Raw genomic sequence first — 17,471 nt, 5'->3', positions numbered from 1 at the left:
GCTGAACCCGCGCCGGCGCCGGATTCAGGCCGCACCCCTCACAATGAGCGCCCTCGTCGTCGCTCAAAGGCTTCGTGAAACCCCAGCGCCTGCTGCCGCTGATCATCGCCACCGCCTTGTTCATCGAGAACATGGACTCGACGGCGATCTCGACCTCGCTGCCGCAGATCGCCGCGGACCTGGGCGTGGCGCCGGTGGCGTTGAAGCTGGCGATCACCACCTACCTGCTGGCGCTGGCGGTGTTCATCCCGGTCAGCGGCTGGGTGGCGGACCGCTTCGGCGCGCGGCGCGTGTTCGTCGGCGCGATCGCGGTGTTCCTGGTCGGTTCACTGGTCTGCGCGGCCGCCGATGGCCTGGGGCTGCTGGTGGCGGGACGCTTCGTGCAGGGCATGGGCGGGGCGATGATGGTGCCGGTGGGGCGGCTGGTCCTGCTGCGCAGCGTGGAGAAGTCCGAGCTGGTGCGCGCCCTGAGCTGGCTGACCATCCCGGCGATGCTGGGGCCGATGCTGGGCCCGGTGCTGGGCGGGGCGATCACCACCTATGCGCACTGGCGCCTGATCTTCCTGATCAACATCCCGATGGGCCTGCTCGGCATGTGGCTGGCGTGGCGGCACGTCCCTGAACTGCGGCAACCGGTCGGGCCGCTGGATGTGCGGGGCTTCCTGCTGTCGGCCGGTGGCCTGGCGCTGGCGATGTTCGGGTTTTCGGCCATGGGCCGGGAGCTGGTGCCGGGAGCGGCCGTGGCGCTGTGCATGCTGGCCGGGGCCGGACTGATCGCGGCCTACGTGCGCCGAGCGCGCCGGCAGGCGCACCCGCTGCTGCAACTGGAGTTGCTGCGCATCCCGACGTTCCGCGCCGCGGTGGTCGGTGGCTCGCTGTTCCGGATCGGCATCGGCGCGACGCCGTTCCTGCTGCCGTTGATGCTGCAGCTGTCGTTCGGCCTGGATCCGCTGGAGTCGGGCCTGGTCACCTTCACCTCGACCGCGGGGGCGATGGCGATGAAGGTGATCGCGCCGGGTGTGTTGCATCGATTCGGGTTCCGCCCGGTGCTGGTCTGGAACGGGCTGGTGGCCTCGCTGATGCTGTGCGGGTTCGGGCTGTTCCGCGCCGACACGCCCTATGCCCTGATGGTGGGCGTGCTGCTGGCCAGCGGCTTCCTGCGCTCGCTGCAGTTCACCAGCCTCAACGCCATCGCCTATGCCGACGTTGACCAGGCCCGCATGAGCCAGGCCAGCAGCCTTGTGGCGATGGCGCAGCAGATCGCCCTGGCGCTGGGCGTCACCCTCGGCGGCTACGCCCTGAGCATGGCCGGCACGCTGACCGGCCAGCCGGACGATGCGGCGATCAATTTCACCTTCGCCTTCCTCACCGTCGGCCTGGTGTCGCTGGCCTCGACACTGCAGATGCGCAGGCTAGCGCGCGACGCCGGCGCCGAGATGGCCGGCCGTGCCCAGGCCGGCCGCGAGGTGGCCGGGCAGAAGCCGGAACCGCGGACGCAGACGTAGCGACCGAACGGGGTCAGGTTCACTTCTCGCCGGCTCAGGCGCCAGGCGTCGGCGCGACGCTCAGGTTGCGAACAGGTCCGGCTGGCGGTCGTCGGGCGGCGGCCGGAACTGGCTGCTGTCCAGGGCCGGCCCGCCGCTGGCCAGGCCCAGCCGCCGGCAGGCGCGCTGGAAGCGCTGCGCCAGCAGGTCGGCCAACGGGCCCTCGCCGCGCATGCGGGTGCCGAAGCGGCTGTCGTAGTCGCGACCGCCGCGCAGGTCCTGCATGCGCGCCATCACGTGCGCGGCCTTCAGCGGGTAGTGCAGGGCCAGCCAGTCGCGGAACAGCGGCGCCACTTCCCAGGGCAGGCGCAACAGCACCCAGCCGGCATGGCCGGCGCCGGCCTGCGCCGCAGCGGCCAGGATCGCCTCGAGCTCGTGGTCGGTCAGCACCGGCACCACCGGCGCGACGTTGACGCCCACCGGGATGCCGGCGGCGGCCAGGGTCTCGATGGTGCGCAGCCGCCGGGCAGGGGCGCTGGCGCGCGGTTCCATGCGCCGCGCCAGGTCGGTGTCCAGGGTGGTGATCGACACCGTGACCGCGACCAGGCCCTGTGCCGCCATCGGCGCCAGCAGGTCGAGGTCGCGCTCGACCAGGGCCGCCTTGGTGACGATCTGCACCGGGTGCCGGCACTGCGCGAACACCTCCAGCAGCGCGCGGCTGAGCCGATGGCTGCGCTCGATCGGCTGCCAGCCGTCGGTGGCCGCGCCCAGCATCACCGGCACCGGCCGGTAGCCGGGCCGGCGCAGCTCGGTGCGCAGCAGTTCGGCGGCATTGGTCTTGGCGAACAGCCGGGTCTCGAAGTCCAGGCCCGGCGACAGGTCCAGTCGACTGTGGTTGGGCCGCGCGTAGCAGTAGATGCAGCCGTGCTCGCAGCCGCGGTAGGGATTCACCGTCGCGGCCGGCCCGGCATCGCCCGATTCGTTGCGCTGCACCAGGCTGCGCGCGGTCTCGGCCTGCACCACCGTCGCCACCTGGCCGTCCGGCGGATCGCCGGCGGGCTCGCCCTCGACCGGCGCCGGCGGCCCCCAGCCGTCGTCCTCCAGCGCCGTGTGCGCTGTGGCGTGGCGACCCTCGCGATTGTCCGGCGCGCCCCGCCCGCGCGCCGGCCCCGGACGGAAGCCGCGGGTGGTGGGGGCGGTCATGGGCTGGGGCGGACGCGATCTGAGTCCATGGTCGAAGTGTGGCGCAGGCCGGTCTCCGCGGACGAGACGAACGCGATGGGCCGTTCAGCCTGGGCAAGGCGCAGGACGCTGGACGCAGCGTGGCAGCCGCCGTGATCCCGGGCAGGCCTGCGGTGCCTTGTCGTCGCCCGAACATCCCGTGACGGCCGCCAGTGCGGCTACCGAACTTCACCGGCCCCACTACGCGGCCTCCCGACCTGATCGGCGTCGTGTCTCAGCTAAGGATCGGGGACCAAATGCCAGGATCCGATGTCCGGTGCGCAGAGCGCGCTGTGCTCCTCTCCCTCCTTGGGAGAGGGGTCGGGGGGTGCGGGCCGGCACCCTGCCCAATCTGCATCGTTGCCGGCCCCGCGGCGCGCGCTGGCTGGGGCGGCCCTCTCCCCCGCCCCTCCCCCGCAGGCGGGGGAGGGGAGAAGTGCGGTGCCGTCGCACTGGCCACACGCCGCCTGGCAGTGGGCTGATGAACGACGCCAACCAGATCCTCTCGAAGGGTCCGGGTCAGCCGACCGGCTCCAGCAATACCAGCACGACGTCGGCTTCCACGAACTCGCCGGCCTGGGCGCGCACCTCGGCGACCGTGCCGGCGCGCGGGGCGCGCAGGGCGAGTTCCATCTTCATGGCTTCCATGACCAGAAGTTCCTGGTCGGCCTCGAAGGCGTCGCCGGGCGCCACGTGCACGGCGACGATGCGGCCGGGCATGGGCGCGGCGACCTTGTCGCCGGCATTGCCGGCGGCGGCCTCGAAGGCATAGGGGGCGACCTCGTGCAGGCGGTGGCGGCGGCCGTCGACGAAGGCCAGCCAGTCGCTGCCCAGGGCGCGCACGCGCACGCGGCCAGCCTGGCCGTCGTGGCGCAGGCTCAGCCAGTCGCCGTCGTGGCGGGCGGCCTCGACCCGCCAGGTGCCGCCCGGGTGTTCGATGCGGTAGCGGCCGTCGTGGCCGTGCGCGGACAGGTCGATGCGCTGGCCGCCATGCTCGAAGGCCAGGGCGCGACGGCCGGCGTGGCCCAGGCGCCAGGCGTCGGCGCGCGCCCAGGGCGAGTGCGGATCGGCGGCGGGCGCCGCGGCGCGGGCAGCGGCTTCGACGGACAGCAGTTCGGCGACGGCGACGGCGCGCAGTGCCGCTTCCGGCAGGGCGGCGTCGGCGGCGACGAACTCGTCCAGGTGGCGGTCCAGGTAGCCGGTGTCGATGGTCGCGCCGGTCACCGCCGGGTGGCGGACCAGGGCCTCCAGGAAGGCGACGTTGGCCTTGGGGCCGGCGATGTCGGTGCCGGCCAGGGCGTCGCGCAGGCGCGCCAGGGCGGCCGGACGGTCGGCGTCCCAGACGATCAGCTTGGCGATCATCGGGTCGTAGAAGATGCTGACCGTGTCGCCCTGGTCGACGCCGGCGTCGACGCGCACGTGGCGGCCGTCGGCGGCCGGCAGGCGCAGGGTCTCCAGGCGCCCGGAGCCGGGCAGGAAGCCCTGCTCGGGGTCCTCGGCGTACAGGCGCAGCTCGATGCTGTGGCCGCGGTGGACGATGTCGTCCTGCGCCAGCGGCAGCGCCTCGCCGGCGGCGACCCGCAACTGCCATTCGACCAGGTCCAGGCCGGTGACCATCTCGGTGACCGGGTGCTCGACCTGCAGCCGGGTGTTCATCTCCATGAAGTAGAAGCCGCCGTCCTGGCCGACGATGAATTCGACGGTGCCGGCACCGACGTAGTCGACCGCGCGCGCCGCCTGCACGGCGGCCTCGCCCATGGCGGCCCGGCGTTCGGCGGTGAGGAAGGGCGAAGGGGTCTCCTCCAGCACCTTCTGGTAGCGGCGCTGCGCCGAGCATTCGCGCTCGCCCAGGTGGACGATGCCGCCGTGGCGGTCGCCGAACACCTGGAACTCGATGTGGCGGGGCCGTTCGACGTAGCGTTCCAGGATCACCCGGTCGTCGCCGAACGCCGAGGCGGCCTCGCGGCGGGCGCTGTCCAGGGCGCCGGCGAAGGCCGCGGCGTCGGCGACGATGCGCATGCCCTTGCCGCCGCCGCCGGCGGCGGCCTTGATCATCAGCGGAAAGCCGATCCGCACCGCTTCGCGGGCAAGCAGTCCGGCGTCCTGGTCGGCGCCGTGGTAGCCCGGCACCAGGGGCACGCCGGCGCGCTCCATCAGCGCCTTGGCCTCGGCCTTGGAGCCCATCGCCTCGATCGCCTTCAGGTTGGGGCCGACGAAGGCGATGCCGGCGGCGTCCAGAGCGCGCGCGAACCCGGCGTTCTCGGAGAGGAAGCCGTAACCGGGATGTACGGCCTGGGCGCCGGTGCGGCGCGCGGCCTCGACCATGGCATCGATGCGCAGGTAGGACTCGGCCGGCCGCGGACCGCCGATGTGCACCGCCCGGTCGGCCAGGCGCACGTGGCGGGCGCCGGCGTCGGCGTCCGAGTACACGGCGACCGACTCGATGCCCAGGCGCCGGCAGGTGGCGATGATGCGGCAGGCGATCTCGCCGCGGTTGGCGATCAGAACACGCTGGAACATGGGATTCCCGGGCGGTGGGCTGGGTCGGGGCGGCCGCGTGCCGCGGCGGCGCAACGGGGCGGGCAAGGGCGCATCGGCGGCACGGCCGGCGGGCTCACTGCCAGGACGGGCGGCGCTTGGCCAGGAAGGCGGTGAGGCCCTCCTGGCCCTCGGGCGAGACGCGCAGGCGGGCGATCAGGTCGGCGTTGTCCTCGTCCAGGCTGCGCCGTGCCTTGCCGTCCGGGTGCAGGACGCGCTGCACCAGCGCCTTGGCCTGGACCACGGCCTCGGGCCCTGCGCCGCGCAGCAGGGCGAGCTGGGCCTCGACCGCGGTACCGAGCTGGCGCGCCGGCACCACCTGGTGGACCAGGCCCATGCGCAGCGCCGCCTCGGCGTCGAAGATCTCGCCGGTCAGGAACCAGCGGCGCGCCTGGCGGCCGCCGATGGCGTCGATCACGTGCGGCGAGATCGCCGCCGGCACCAGGCCCAGGCGCACCTCGGTCAGGCCGAACTTCGCCTCCTTCGCGGCGATGGCGATGTCGCAACAGGCGACCAGGCCGACGCCGCCGCCATAGGCCGGGCCGTTGACGCGCGCCACGGTCGGCTTGGCCAGGTGGTTCAGGGTGCGCATCAGCTTGGCCAGGCGGCGGGCGTCCTTGCGGTTGTCCTTTTCGCCGGCGGCGACCATGCGCCGCATCCAGTTGAGGTCGGCGCCGGCCGAGAACGACGCCCCTTCGCCGGTCAGCACCACGGCGCGGACGGCGCGCTCGGACTCGACCGATTTGAGGGCCTCGGTCAGCGCCTCGACCAGGACGTCGTCGAAGGCGTTGTGCACGCGCGGGCGGTTGAGCGTGAGGGTGGCGACACCGTCATCGGTGTCGATGAGCACGGGCTCGGTCATGGCGGATCCGGGACATGGGAAAGGGAGGGAGCTTCGGTCGCGGCACCGCCGACCGGACAGCCGGCGTCCCGGGAGCGCTGCTCGGCGACCCGGGCCAGCGCGAACAGGTCGTCGTCGCCGCTGCCCGGCTGGACCACGATGTCGCGGCCGTCCTTGCCGACCCAGCCGGCCTTGCCGGGCGTGCCCAGGTGCACCTTGACGGGCCGGCAGCGCACCGAAGGGTCGATCCGAAGGCCGCCGACGAAGGCCTGCACCAGCGCCTTCAGGCGGGCGTCGTAGGAGGTGTTGCCGTAAGCGGGGAACGTGCTGCGCACCTTGACCGTGTACGGCGGCAGGTAGAACAGGTGGGCGTAGGAGATGTACTCGGCATCGTCCTTGCTCACCACCATGCGCAGGTGGCGGCCGGCCACGGGACCTGTGGGCAACGCGACCCGGTTGCGGAAGCGGCGCGGTTCCTCGAGCAGCGTGTACAGGCCGCCCTCGACCGCGGCATCCACTTCGCCGCGCATCTGTGCCAGCAGTGCGTCGCCGGCCCGGGCGTCGTCGGGCCAGATGCCGCCGGGATACACGTAGGCGTCGACCCGCAGGTCGGGGTGGCTGTCGGTCACGTAGCGCCAGGCGCTGCCATGGGCCGGGTCGGGGTAGTGGTGGCTGCCGTCCAGCTCGAAGCCGGCAGGGTTCTCCGGCACCTGCACGGCGCCCTGGGGCGCGCGCGCCACCACCGGGTCCGGCGCCGGTTCCGCCTGCGGCGCCTGCGCGGCGCCACGGGTCGGCGCGCCTGCGTTGCAGGCCGAGAGCAGGAGCAGCGGCAGCAGCCAGGCTGCCGCTGCCGGCAGCGGCGCGCGCCTACATGCGGAAGACACCGAAGCGGTCCTTCTCGATCGGGGCGTTGAAGGCGGCCGACAGCGCCAGGCCGAGCACCCGGCGGGTGTCGGCGGGGTCGATCACGCCGTCGTCCCACAGCCGCGCAGTGGCGTAGTAGGGGTGGCCCTGGCGCTCGTACTGATCCCGGATCGGCGCCTTGAAGGCCTCCTCCTCGTCCTTCGGCCACTGCCCGCCGCCGGCCTCGATGCCGTCGCGGCGCACCGTGGCCAGCACGCCGGCGGCCTGTTCGCCGCCCATCACCGAGATCCGTGCGTTCGGCCACATCCACAGGAAGCGCGGCTGGTAGCCGCGTCCGCACATCGCGTAGTTGCCGGCACCGAAGCTGCCGCCGATCAGCACGGTGAACTTGGGCACGTGCGAGCAGGCCACCGCGGTCACCATCTTGGCGCCGTCCTTGGCGATGCCGGCGTTCTCGTACTTGCGGCCGACCATGAAGCCGGTGATGTTCTGCAGGAACACCAGCGGGATGTCGCGCTGGTTGCACAGCTCGATGAAGTGCGCGCCCTTGAGCGCGCTCTCGGCGAACAGGATGCCGTTGTTGGCGACGATGCCGACCGGGTAGCCGTGGATGTGGGCGAAGCCGGTGACCAGGGTCTTGCCGTAGCGCGGCTTGAACTCCTGCAGCTCGCTGCCGTCGACGATGCGGGCGATGACTTCGCGCACGTCGTAGGGCTGGCGGGTGTCGGGCGGCAGCACGCCGTACAGTTCGGCGGGATCGTAGAGCGGCTCGCGCGGCTCGCGCAGCGCGGCCGGCATCGCCTTGCGGCGGTTGAGGTGGGCGACGATGTCGCGGGCGATCGCCAGGGCGTGCTGGTCGTTCTCGGCGTAGTGGTCGGCGACACCGGAGATCGCGGTGTGCACGTCGGCGCCGCCCAGGGCCTCGGCGTCGACCACTTCGCCGGTGGCCGCCTTCACCAGCGGCGGGCCGCCCAGGAAGATAGTGCCTTGCTCGCGGACGATCACGGTCTCGTCGCTCATCGCCGGCACGTAGGCGCCGCCGGCGGTGCACGAGCCCATCACCACCGCGACCTGCGGGATGTTGCGGGCGCTCAGCCGCGCCTGGTTGTAGAAGATCCGGCCGAAATGGTCGCGGTCGGGGAAGACCTCGTCCTGCAGCGGCAGGAAGGCGCCGCCGGAGTCCACCAGGTACACGCAGGGCAGGTGGTTCTCCAGGGCGATCTCCTGCGCGCGCAGGTGCTTCTTAACCGTCACCGGGAAGTAGGTGCCGCCCTTCACGGTGGCGTCGTTGGCGACCACCATCACCTCGGTGCCGGCGACCCGGCCGATGCCGGTGACCACCCCGGCGCCCGGCGCGGCGCCGTCGTACATGCCGTGCGCGGCCAGGGGCGACAGTTCCAGGAACGGCGAGCCGGGGTCGAGCAGGGCGCGGATGCGCTCGCGCGGCAGCAGCTTGCCGCGCGCGGTGTGCTTGTCGCGGGCCTTGGCGCCGCCGCCCTCGGCGGCTGCCGCCATCTGCGCGCGCAGGTCATCGACCAGGCCGCGCAGGTGGTCGGCGTTGCGGCGGAACTCCTCGCCGCGGGGATCGATCTGGCTGGTCAGGACCGGCATGCGTGCTCGCGCGCGTGTAGGGACCCCGCATGAAACCACAATGCCGTTGCCGCCGTCACCCGAGGCGCGGTGCAGGCGGCACGCTCAGTCGATCGCCTCCAGGACCTGGGCATGCCGCTCGCCGCGGCCGGGCTTGACCGCATACATGGCGCGGTCGGCACGGACCATCAGACTGTCGTAGCCGTCGTCGCCGGACTCCAGGGCGGACAGTCCGAAGCTGGCGGTGACCGGGCCTGCCGGGCCCAGGGGCAGGTCGGCCAGGGCCCCGCGGATGGCATGGACGATACCGGCCGCCTCGGCCATCGCGGCGCCGGGCAGCAGCAGGGCGAACTCGTCGCCGCTCAGCCGGCCGATCAGGTCGCCCGGCCGGACATGCGCGGCGCAGGTGCTGGCCACCCTGAGCAGAGCGGCATCGCCGGCGGCGTGGCCGGCGCCGTCGTTGATCTCCTTCAGGCGGTCGACGTCGACCATGACCAGCACCACCGGCTCGCCGCGCCGGCGCGCGACGGCGATCGCCGCGCGCGCGCCTTCCTCGAAGAAGCGACGCGACAGGGCGCCGGTCAGCGTGTCGTGGGTGACCAGGCGACGCAGGCGTTCGTTGTCGCCATACAGGGCCGGCACCGCCAGACCGAAGTAGCTGTTGGCGGCGAGCGTGATCAGCACGAACTGCAGGACCAGGGCGTGCTCGCCGAGCTCGAGGACGGCAGTGGCGCCGACCAGCAGCACGGTGAAGCCTGCGATCGCCAGGAGCACGCCCATCTCCGGCTCGCTGTGCACGATCCACAGCTGCACCACCAGTGCGGCGAACAGGCAGAAGATCAGGGTCTGCGGCTGCTCGACCAGGGCGGAGGCGGCCAGCAGGGCGGCCGAGCCGCCCAGCAGCAGGAGCACCTTGAGCAGCCAGGTCCGGCCAAGGTTGCCGATCGGTGCCGGCGCGCCGAAGCGCAGCTTGCCCGCCCGCTCCGGCAGGCCGGCTGCGACGGCAGCGCGGTTGAGCGTCACCGCCGCCAGGGGGCCCAGGGTGAGCAGGCCGGCGTAGTCGCCGATCCACCACGGCGCCAGCAGAGGCAGCCACTGGTCGGGTTCGATCAGGCCGGTCAGGCGCAGGCTGAGCGCGCCGCCCAGGGCGGCGAGTCCGCTGCCAAGCAGGCCACCCAGCAGGAACAGGGTGATCTTGGCCGGTGTGGTCGGCGCCGATGCGCCCCAGGCGAAGCGCCGCAGGAGCATCGCCGGGATCGCGTAGGCCGCGGTATGGACAGCGGCGAAACCCAGTGCGGCCAGGGCCAGGACGCCGGGCTCGGCGTTCTGGTCGTACATGCGGTCGGCCAGCACCGTCGCCAGGGCGCCGGCCAGCCACAACACGGGCAGGGCGCGCATCCCCAGCACCAGCAGCGCCGCGAAGCTGACCGCCGCGGGCGGGAACCAGAGGCTGGCGTGCGGCGCGTACTCGAGCAGCCAGGCGGCGAGGAAGGCCAGGAGCCAGGCGGCGAACACCGCAACATGCAGTGCCAGCGCGATGGCGCGGATGCCAGGTCGGGCGTCGGCGGGCGTGCTGGCCATCATTGGCAGGTACCGTCCGGGGCAATCCATGCGCACCCCCGGCTGCGGCAAGGGTGCCGGGGGCGACCGATCTTGGCGCTCAGGGTACCCGATGCGCTGCCGGGAACGGAACCACGCCGAAGGCGCGTCCGCGGACGGGGGCGGTTGCCCGGGCAGGGTCGAGCCGACTGCGCTGGACCCCATACGGAGCGCCGGTTGCCCGCGCCTGGCGCGATCCCTGCGGTCGCAACGCGGACCAGGTCTTCCCGGAACCGGTCCAGGCCCCCGGCCGCTGCGGGTAAGCCCCGCCCGGGATCCCGGGCGGGGCACGGCAGGTCGGGATGTTCCGGTCGCAGTCGCCACCGGCTTGCCGACGTTCATCGCGGCTCGCGCCGGGCAGGCTCGCAGGGCGTCGGATCGGCAGCTTGGCTGCCCGCCGGCAGGTCACCGTCTCGGGGCCGACCGGCCGGTCCGCGACCGGCCGGTTGCGGTCGCTCAGCGCTCGGAATCCTCTTCGGCCGCCTCTTCGAGCTTGCGGCGGGCCTCTTCCACGGCTTCCTCGGCACGCTGCAGCACCTCGGCCGCTTCGTGCTTGCCGGCTTCCACCGCCTCGCTGGCGGACTCGGAGATCGCCTGGGCGGCCTCCTCCATCTTCTCGGCGGCGGCATCGGCACTGGCTTGTGCGGCCTGCACCGCCTCCCCGCCAACCTGGCGGGCAGCTGCAGCAGCAGCCTCCGCATGGGCGCGCGCCTGGTCGGCCGGCGGTACCGCCACCGGCTCGGGCGTGGCGGGTGGCGGCGAGGGTTCGTCGCGCTTGCAGGCCACCAGGACGGTGGCGACGAGCATCGGGATCAGGATCTTGACGGCCATGACTGCGCTCCTCCTGCGCGGTTTCGGGGCGCCTTTTATAGCACCGGCGCGGGATGGCCGCAGGAGGGGGCGGGTGCCCCCCTCCGGGACGCGGGCGCGGGTGCCGGGCGTGGCCGGCCGCATCCCGGTCCGGGCGTGGCAACCCGCGGCCCGCCGGGCTGCACTCGCGGTCAGGCCAGCTCGATCGCCAGCGCCGTGGCTTCGCCGCCACCGATGCACAGGCTGGCCACGCCCCGTCGTCCGCCGGTGGCGATCAGGGCGTGCAGCAGGGTGACGACGATGCGCGCGCCGGAGGCGCCGATCGGGTGGCCGAGCGCGCAGGCGCCGCCATGGATGTTGAGCCGGCCATGGTCGATGCCCAGCTCGCGCATCGGCGCCATGGCCACGCAGGCGAACGCCTCGTTGACCTCGAACAGGTCGACATCGCCGACCGACCAGCCGGCGCGCTCCAGCACCTTGCCGATCGCCGTCACCGGTGCGGTGGTGAACCAGGCCGGCTCCTGGGCATGACTCGCGTGCGCGACGATCCGGGCCAGCGGCCGGGCGCCCAGACGGGAGGCGGCATCGGCGGACATCACCACGGTCGCGGCGGCGCCATCGGAGATCTTGGAGCTGGACGCGGCGGTGATGGTGCCGCCATCCCGCTTGAAGGCGGGCCGCAGGCTGGCGACCTTGCCGAGGTCGCAGCGGGCCGGTTCCTCGTCGGTGGCGACTTCGACCTCGCCCTTGCGGGTGGTCACCTTGACCGGGGCGATCTCGGCGGCGAAGCGGCCGTCGGCGATCGCCTTCATGGCGCGCTCCACCGACGCCGTGGCGAAGGCGTCCTGCTCCTCGCGGGTGAAACCGAACTTCTCCACGCACTGCTCGCCGAACACGCCCATGGCCTGCTTGTCGTAGGGGTTGGTGAGGCCGTCCCACATCATGTGGTCGACGATCTCGCCGTTGCCCATGCGATAGCCACCGCGGGCCTTGCCGAGCAGGTAGGGGGCGTTGGTCATCGACTCCATGCCGCCGGCGACCACGACCTGGGCCGAACCGGCCCGGATCGCGTCGTGCGCCATCATGATCGCCTTCATGCCCGAGCCGCAGACCTTGTTGAGGGTGGTGCAGGCGGCCGAGCGCGCCAGGCCGGCGCCGAGCGCCGCCTGGCGGGCCGGCGCCTGGCCGAGGTTGGCGGGCAGCACGCAGCCCATCAGCACTTCCTCGACGGCATCGGCGGCGATGCCGGCCTGGGCCAGGGCGGCGGCGATCGCGGTGCTGCCCAGCTGGGTGGCGGGCACGCCGTCGAACTGGCCCTGGAACGAGCCGATGGCGGTGCGCATGGCGCCGGCGATGACGATGTCGGACATGGGGGGTTCCTTGCAGGTCTGCGGAGGGTGGCGCCGCGGCGCCCGGACCGGCCGATTATGCGCCCGATGTTGCGTCGCGCCAAACGGGGGCAGGGAGCGGGGAGCAGGCTGGGGTCGCTCCGGTTGGCTAGAGCAGGCGGGAGGTGATTGCCCGGAGCACTGCGTGGGTACGGTCCCGGCAGTCGAGCTTGAGCAGGATGTCGCTCATGTAGTTCTTAACGGTGCCTTCGCTCAGGTGCAGGGAGCGGGCGATCTCCTTGTTGGAGTATCCGCCCGCGACCAGGCGCAGGATCGAGCGTTCGCGCTCGGTCAGGGTGGTGGTCCCGGGGGCACCGGTGGCGGGCGGCCAGGCGGCGCGCACCGGACCCAGGCTGACCGGTTGCAAAAGGGTCTGTCCGGCGGCGACGCGGGCGATGGCGTCGCGCAGGTCTTCGGGGCTGGCGTCCTTGAGCAGGAAGCCCTGGGCACCGGCCGCCACCGCCTGCAGCAGCAGCTCGGAGTCGTCGAAGGTGGTGAGCAGGATCACCGGCGTGGCGTCGCCGCGCTCGCGCAGGGCGTGGACCAGTCCGATGCCGCCGATGCCGGGCATGCGGATGTCGCTGACGATGACGTCGACGGGGCGCTGCGGCAGGGCCGCGAGCAGCTGTTCGGCATCGGGCGCCTCGAGGGCGATCTCGATGCCGAGATCGCCCAGCAGCGCCGAAAGGCCTCGCAGCACCAGTGCCTGGTCGTCGCACAGGGCGATCCGGACCGCGCGCGGAGGCGCGTCCGCCTTGTCGGCAATCGTGTTCATCGTGGATTCTCCGGAACCTGGGCGCGGACCCGTACACCGCGACCGGCCATCGCCTGCACCTGGAGCGCGCCGCCCAACGATTCCAGGCGCTCGCGCATGCCGCGCAGGCCGTTGCCGGGGACCGGGTCGCTGACCGCATTGCCGTCGTCGCAGACCTCCAGTTCGATCGCCCCTTCGCGGCGCAGGCAGTGCACGCGGATTTCCCCGGCACGGCCATGACGCAGCGCGTTGGTGATCGCCTCCTGGGCGCAGCGCAGCAGGGCCTGTGCCTGGTCCAGCCCGTCCACGCGCAGGCCGGGCTCGACCGCCACGCTTATCCGGGTTCCGGCCACCGGCCGTGCCAGGGCCTCCAGCGCCGCATGCAGGTCGAGGCCGTCATGCGCGCGCAGTTCGCTGACCACGCTGCGGATGTCTTCCAGCAATTCGTCGGCAAGCCGCTTGCAGGTCGCAACGGCCTCGACACTGGCCGGCAGCGCGCCGGCCAGGGCCGGGTCGCGTTGCAGCCGCGCGAGGGTGAGCTTGAGTGCGGTCAGCTTGTGGCCGGCGACATCGTGGAGTTCGCGCGAGATCTTCAAGCGTTCGCCGCCGCGCGCGGACTCCTCCAGCAGATGACGGGTGGCAAGCAGCTCGGCGTTGACCTGGGCCAGGTGCTCGCGGCTACGTTCGCTGATCCCCGCGTAGTACCCGGTGAGCCCTGCGAACACCTGGAAGCCCAGCACCGGCACCATCCAGGCGGCGACCTGGGCGAGCGATCCGGCGCGGTCGAACCAGACCATGGCGATCGCCAGGTTGAACAGCGCCAGCCAGACGAGCGCTCGCCGAACCGGCATCACCAGCACGAGCTGGGCGGCGACGATGATCAGCAGGATGACCACCTGGCCCTCGCGGAGCAGCAGGTCGGCCACCACCACCAGAACGCCTTGCAGCACGGTGATCCAGGCCGAGCCCAGGCAGTCGACGTCGCCATCGCGCAGGGCGCGCAGGCCGAACAGCACGATCATCGCCAGCAGGGCGACCGCTCCGCTCCATTCGCGGGCGTCGCCGGCGGCCAGGGCGCCGGCGTCGATCACGGTGATGGCGATCGCCAGCCAGGTGGCGTAGGCGGCCAGGCCCAGGGGCGAGACCAGGCGCGCCCAGGGCGTCTTCGCGCGGCGTGTTGAGAACTCGTTGCCGGCAGTGTCGATGGCGACCACGCGCGCGCTGTTGGCGTGGCGGGAAGGCTGGGGGTGCATGCAGCAAGCATGGCAGCGCCGCGTTTCCGCGCCTACCCGTCCGCGCTCCCTGGTGACTTTACTCACCCCCCGCAGGTAACCAGCGGCAGGTACCGGCAGTGCCGGCGGGCGCCGACACTGGCGTCGTCCAACCACACCGCCCGGGAGGCGCCATGTCCCAGCTCTATCCTCACCTGGTCGGCCTGCACGGCCTGTTCGGCGTGGTCGCCCTGGCGACCTTCTGGACCGCGGCCCTGCTGCGCAAGGGCACGCCCCTGCACCGCCGGGTCGGCCAGACCTACCTGGCCGCCATGGTCGGCATCTGCCTGACCGCCGTCCCGATGGTCTGGGTGTTCGTCCAGCGCGGCCGGATCGGCATTGCCGTGTTCCTTGCCTACCTGGTGGTGATCACGGCGACCGCGATGTGGCTGGGCTGGCGCGCGATCCGCCGTCGCCGCCACCAGGCGCAGTTCCGGGACCGCGCCTATGCCGGAGTTGCCATGCTCAACCTGGTCGCGGCCCTGATCGTGTTCGGCATCGGCTGGCAGATGCAGCAGGCCCTGCTGATGGGCTTCTCGGTGGTCGGACTGGCGACCGGCACCCAGATGCTGGTGGCGCGGGCGCGTCCGTCCAGCCACGGCAACTGGTGGCTGCAGGAGCACTACGCCGCCATGGTGGCCTGTGGCGCGGCGACCCATGTCGCATTCCTGTCGATCGGCCTGGGGCGGCTGGCGCGCGCCGCAGGATTCACGGTCCCGGGCTGGTACGGCCTGCTGGCCTGGTTCGTGCCGGTGGCGCTGGCGGTGATCGCCACAACCTTGCTGCACCGTCGTTACCGGCGCGCCGGACGGATACCCGCAGGTTCAGCGGTTGCGGTCGCGAACTGAGGGCGCGACCGCAGGGCGGCCACCCGGGCGCCGGGTGGCGCCTGGCAGGGCGCCGACCTCGATCGGTCCCCGCCACTGCCGGAGCAGGCCCGACCAGAACGGCGGGTCGTCGGGATGGCGGTCGGCGTGGGCCGGCAGGGCTGTCCAGGGCAGCCGGACCCTCCGGTGGTGGGCACGGTGCAGGTTCATGTTCAGCAGCGCGCGGGACAGCCAGGGCGGCGCCCGCAGGTTCAGGGCGAACAGATGGTTGCCCGGCCCTGGCGCCAGGGGCGTGCCATGGTGATAGGCGTTGTCCAGGGCCGAGACCAGCAGACCGCGGACGGCCAGCATCGCCAGCAGGGTCGGCCAGTGGCTGCCGGCCAGCCAGAACGCCAGTGCATACAGGGCCAGCACGAACAGGGCATCGATGCGCATCCGGGTCAGGGGCGCGGACGCCAGCAGGGTCGATTCCGCCAGGCGCCGGGCGCCCTCGTCGGCGCCCGGCCATTCGCCCGGCGCGGCCAGGAAAGGCAGCCGGGCAAGAACCCGGCGCGGCAACCAGACCAGCAGGTTGAGCGCCAGTTCGGCGACGTACAGGCCGCCCAGCAGGCGCAGGTGGTGGATCGCGCAGGCCCGCACGCGCGAGGTGTCGCGCGGATCGAACACCTCGTCCCGGGCGATGCTGCTGCGGTTGTAGCGGTGATGGCGCAGGTGCGCGAAGCGCAGGGGGTCCAGCGGTGCCCCGAAGCAGATCGCCAAGGCGCGGCCGAGCGCCTCGTTGCCGGCCCGACCGGGCAGCAGCAGTCCATGGATGGCCTCGTGGACCAGCGCCCACAGGGCCGGGCTGGTCAGCGCAAGTGCCGCCAGCAGGAGCCACCACCCGCCGCCCGGGCCGAGCGTGGCAGGCACCACCAGCAGGGCGGCCAGGTGGCCGGCGAGCAGCGCCCCGGCCAGCAGCAGGTTGAGCCGCACGGCGATCGCCGGCGGCGGGGTCGCCGGTGCCGCCGGCCCGGTTGGATTCGTCGGGTCCGGATCGGGCGACTGTCCCTGGGTTGCGACGACGGCGCGCTGCGCCCCTACCGGAGACACCACCCTCAGTGCTTGCCGTTGAAGAGTTCGCGACCGATCAGCATGCGCCGGATCTCGTTGGTGCCGGCGCCGATCGCGTACAGCTTGGCGTCGCGCAGGATGCGGCCGGTCGGATACTCGTTGATGTAGCCGTTGCCGCCCAGGCACTGGATCGCCTCCAGGGCGACCTGCACCGAGGACTCGGTGGCGTGCAGCAGCACCGATGCGGCGTCGATGCGCGAATCGCGGCCCTCGTCGTAGTCGCGCGCGACCTGGTAGGCGAAGGCCCGCGAGCTGGCCAGGGCCGTGTACATGTCGGCGATCTTCGCCTGCATGATGCCGAAGCTGCCGATCGGCGCGTCGAACTGCCGGCGCTCGCGGACGTAGGGCAGGGCGACGTCCATGGCCGCCTGCATCAGCCCGAGCGGACCGCCGGTCAGCACCAGGCGTTCGGTGTTGAGGCCGCGCATCAGGACCTTGACGCCCTGGTCGACCTCGCCCAGCACGTTCTCGTGGGGGATCTCGCAGTCCTCGAAGACCAGCTCGCAGGTGTTGGAGCCGCGCATGCCGAGCTTGTCCAGCTTCTGCGCGGTCGAGAACCCCTTCATGCCGCGCTCGACGATGAAGGCGGTCATGCAGCGGCTGCCGGCGTCCTTGCCGGCGGTGCGCATGTACACCACCAGGACGTCGGCCTCGGGACCGTTGGTGATCCACATCTTGTTGCCGTTGGCGACCCAGACGTCGCCCTTGCGCACGGCGCGGCAGCTCATCGAGCCGACCACGTCGGAGCCGGCGCCCGGCTCGCTCATCGCCAGCGCGCCCTTGTGCTCGCCGGTGCACAGCTTCGGCAGCCAGCGCCGGCGCTGCGCGTCGGAGCCGTTGGCGTACAGGTTGGAGACGCAGAGGTTGGAGTGCGCGCCGTAGCTCAGGCCGACGCTGCCGGAGGCGCGGGAGATCTCCTCCATGGCGACCAGGTGTGCCAGGTAGCCCATGCCGGAGCCGCCGAACTCCTCGGGCACGGTGATGCCCAGCAGGCCCATTTCGCCGAGCTGCGGCCACAGGTCCTGCGGGAAGGCGTTGTCATGGTCGATCGCCTCGGCGCGCGGCGCGATCTGCGCCTGCGCGAAACCGCGCACGCTTTCGCGCAGCAGGTCCAGGTCCTCTCCCAGCGATGGCGTGCGCATGTCCTCTCCTGGCTGCGGTCGTGGGCGCCCCG

At 72.6% G+C, this 17,471-nt stretch carries 14 protein-coding genes; 2 read left to right on the top strand and 12 right to left on the bottom strand.

Annotation, left to right across the window (positions count from 1 at the left end; all coding sequences use genetic code 11):
• Positions 1–74: 74 nt before the first annotated feature.
• The gene (locus KF823_12100) at positions 75–1,505 is read left to right on the top strand and encodes an MFS transporter (protein MBX3726645.1); all 1,431 of its coding nucleotides are present in this window, start codon (positions 75–77) and stop codon (positions 1,503–1,505) included.
• 60 nt (positions 1,506–1,565) lie between these two features.
• Here KF823_12100 and KF823_12095 read toward each other — a convergent pair whose 3' ends face one another.
• The 10 genes from KF823_12095 to KF823_12050 form a co-directional block, all read right to left on the bottom strand.
• Positions 1,566–2,687, bottom strand: a complete 1,122-nt coding sequence (locus KF823_12095; protein ID MBX3726644.1) for a PA0069 family radical SAM protein — start codon at positions 2,685–2,687, stop codon at positions 1,566–1,568.
• A 537-nt stretch (positions 2,688–3,224) separates the two neighbouring features.
• Complete coding sequence (locus tag KF823_12090) at positions 3,225–5,225, bottom strand: acetyl/propionyl/methylcrotonyl-CoA carboxylase subunit alpha (GenBank protein MBX3726643.1); 2,001 nt, start codon at positions 5,223–5,225, stop codon at positions 3,225–3,227.
• 94 nt (positions 5,226–5,319) lie between these two features.
• Entirely contained in the window at positions 5,320–6,105 is a 786-nt protein-coding gene (locus KF823_12085) for an enoyl-CoA hydratase/isomerase family protein (protein ID MBX3726642.1), read from the bottom strand.
• On the bottom strand, positions 6,102–6,968 hold the full coding sequence (locus KF823_12080) for a hypothetical protein (protein ID MBX3726641.1): 867 nt from the start codon (positions 6,966–6,968) through the stop codon (positions 6,102–6,104). The genes KF823_12085 and KF823_12080 overlap by 4 nt, the downstream gene beginning before the upstream one ends.
• The gene (locus KF823_12075; protein ID MBX3726640.1) at positions 6,952–8,559 is read right to left on the bottom strand and encodes a methylcrotonoyl-CoA carboxylase; all 1,608 of its coding nucleotides are present in this window, start codon (positions 8,557–8,559) and stop codon (positions 6,952–6,954) included. The genes KF823_12080 and KF823_12075 overlap by 17 nt, the downstream gene beginning before the upstream one ends.
• Before the next feature lie 84 nt (positions 8,560–8,643).
• Entirely contained in the window at positions 8,644–10,122 is a 1,479-nt protein-coding gene (locus KF823_12070) for a diguanylate cyclase (GenBank protein MBX3726639.1), read from the bottom strand.
• Positions 10,123–10,593: 471 nt separating this feature from the next.
• Entirely contained in the window at positions 10,594–10,968 is a 375-nt protein-coding gene (locus tag KF823_12065) for a hypothetical protein (protein MBX3726638.1), read from the bottom strand.
• Between the two features lie 170 nt (positions 10,969–11,138).
• Positions 11,139–12,317, bottom strand: a complete 1,179-nt coding sequence (locus tag KF823_12060; protein MBX3726637.1) for an acetyl-CoA C-acyltransferase — start codon at positions 12,315–12,317, stop codon at positions 11,139–11,141.
• A gap of 127 nt (positions 12,318–12,444) precedes the next feature.
• Entirely contained in the window at positions 12,445–13,110 is a 666-nt protein-coding gene (locus KF823_12055) for a response regulator transcription factor (GenBank protein ID MBX3726636.1), read from the bottom strand.
• On the bottom strand, positions 13,107–14,342 hold the full coding sequence (locus KF823_12050) for an ATP-binding protein (protein ID MBX3726635.1): 1,236 nt from the start codon (positions 14,340–14,342) through the stop codon (positions 13,107–13,109). The genes KF823_12055 and KF823_12050 overlap by 4 nt, the downstream gene beginning before the upstream one ends.
• A 152-nt stretch (positions 14,343–14,494) precedes the next feature.
• Here KF823_12050 and KF823_12045 point away from each other — a divergent pair, with 152 nt between their 5' ends.
• Complete coding sequence (locus KF823_12045; GenBank protein ID MBX3726634.1) at positions 14,495–15,208, top strand: hypothetical protein; 714 nt, start codon at positions 14,495–14,497, stop codon at positions 15,206–15,208.
• On the opposite strand, the gene KF823_12040 is transcribed toward KF823_12045, so the two are convergent.
• Positions 15,185–16,159 (bottom strand): fatty acid desaturase, encoded by a 975-nt coding sequence (locus tag KF823_12040; GenBank protein ID MBX3726633.1) that lies wholly within the window; start codon positions 16,157–16,159, stop codon positions 15,185–15,187. The genes KF823_12045 and KF823_12040 overlap by 24 nt on opposite strands.
• 122 nt (positions 16,160–16,281) lie before the next feature.
• Positions 16,282–17,439 carry an isovaleryl-CoA dehydrogenase gene (locus KF823_12035; protein MBX3726632.1) on the bottom strand — a complete coding sequence of 386 codons (1,158 nt, stop codon included), beginning with the start codon at positions 17,437–17,439 and terminating at the stop codon, positions 16,282–16,284.
• Positions 17,440–17,471 lie beyond the last annotated feature (32 nt).

It is taken from the genome of Lysobacterales bacterium (assembly GCA_019634735.1).
In the GTDB taxonomy this organism is placed as follows: Bacteria; Pseudomonadota; Gammaproteobacteria; order Xanthomonadales; family UBA2363; genus Pseudofulvimonas.
Note: the sequence above shows the minus strand (reverse complement) of the source record. Positions and strands in the feature narration are given on the sequence as shown.

Bases quoted from the DNA above. Each gene is read 5' to 3' on its own strand.
- KF823_12085 (MBX3726642.1), bottom strand. From the start codon at position 6,105: ATGACCGAGCCCGTGCTCATCGACACCGATGACGGTGTCGCCACCCTC.
- KF823_12060 (MBX3726637.1), bottom strand. From the start codon at position 12,317: ATGTCCGACATCGTCATCGCCGGCGCCATGCGCACCGCCATCGGCTCG.
- KF823_12065 (MBX3726638.1), bottom strand. From the start codon at position 10,968: ATGGCCGTCAAGATCCTGATCCCGATGCTCGTCGCCACCGTCCTGGTG.
- KF823_12095 (MBX3726644.1), bottom strand. From the start codon at position 2,687: ATGACCGCCCCCACCACCCGCGGCTTCCGTCCGGGGCCGGCGCGCGGG.
- KF823_12050 (MBX3726635.1), bottom strand. From the start codon at position 14,342: ATGCACCCCCAGCCTTCCCGCCACGCCAACAGCGCGCGCGTGGTCGCC.
- KF823_12045 (MBX3726634.1), top strand. From the start codon at position 14,495: ATGTCCCAGCTCTATCCTCACCTGGTCGGCCTGCACGGCCTGTTCGGC.
- KF823_12035 (MBX3726632.1), bottom strand. From the start codon at position 17,439: ATGCGCACGCCATCGCTGGGAGAGGACCTGGACCTGCTGCGCGAAAGC.
- KF823_12090 (MBX3726643.1), bottom strand. From the start codon at position 5,225: ATGTTCCAGCGTGTTCTGATCGCCAACCGCGGCGAGATCGCCTGCCGC.
- KF823_12075 (MBX3726640.1), bottom strand. From the start codon at position 8,559: ATGCCGGTCCTGACCAGCCAGATCGATCCCCGCGGCGAGGAGTTCCGC.
- KF823_12070 (MBX3726639.1), bottom strand. From the start codon at position 10,122: ATGATGGCCAGCACGCCCGCCGACGCCCGACCTGGCATCCGCGCCATC.
- KF823_12055 (MBX3726636.1), bottom strand. From the start codon at position 13,110: ATGAACACGATTGCCGACAAGGCGGACGCGCCTCCGCGCGCGGTCCGG.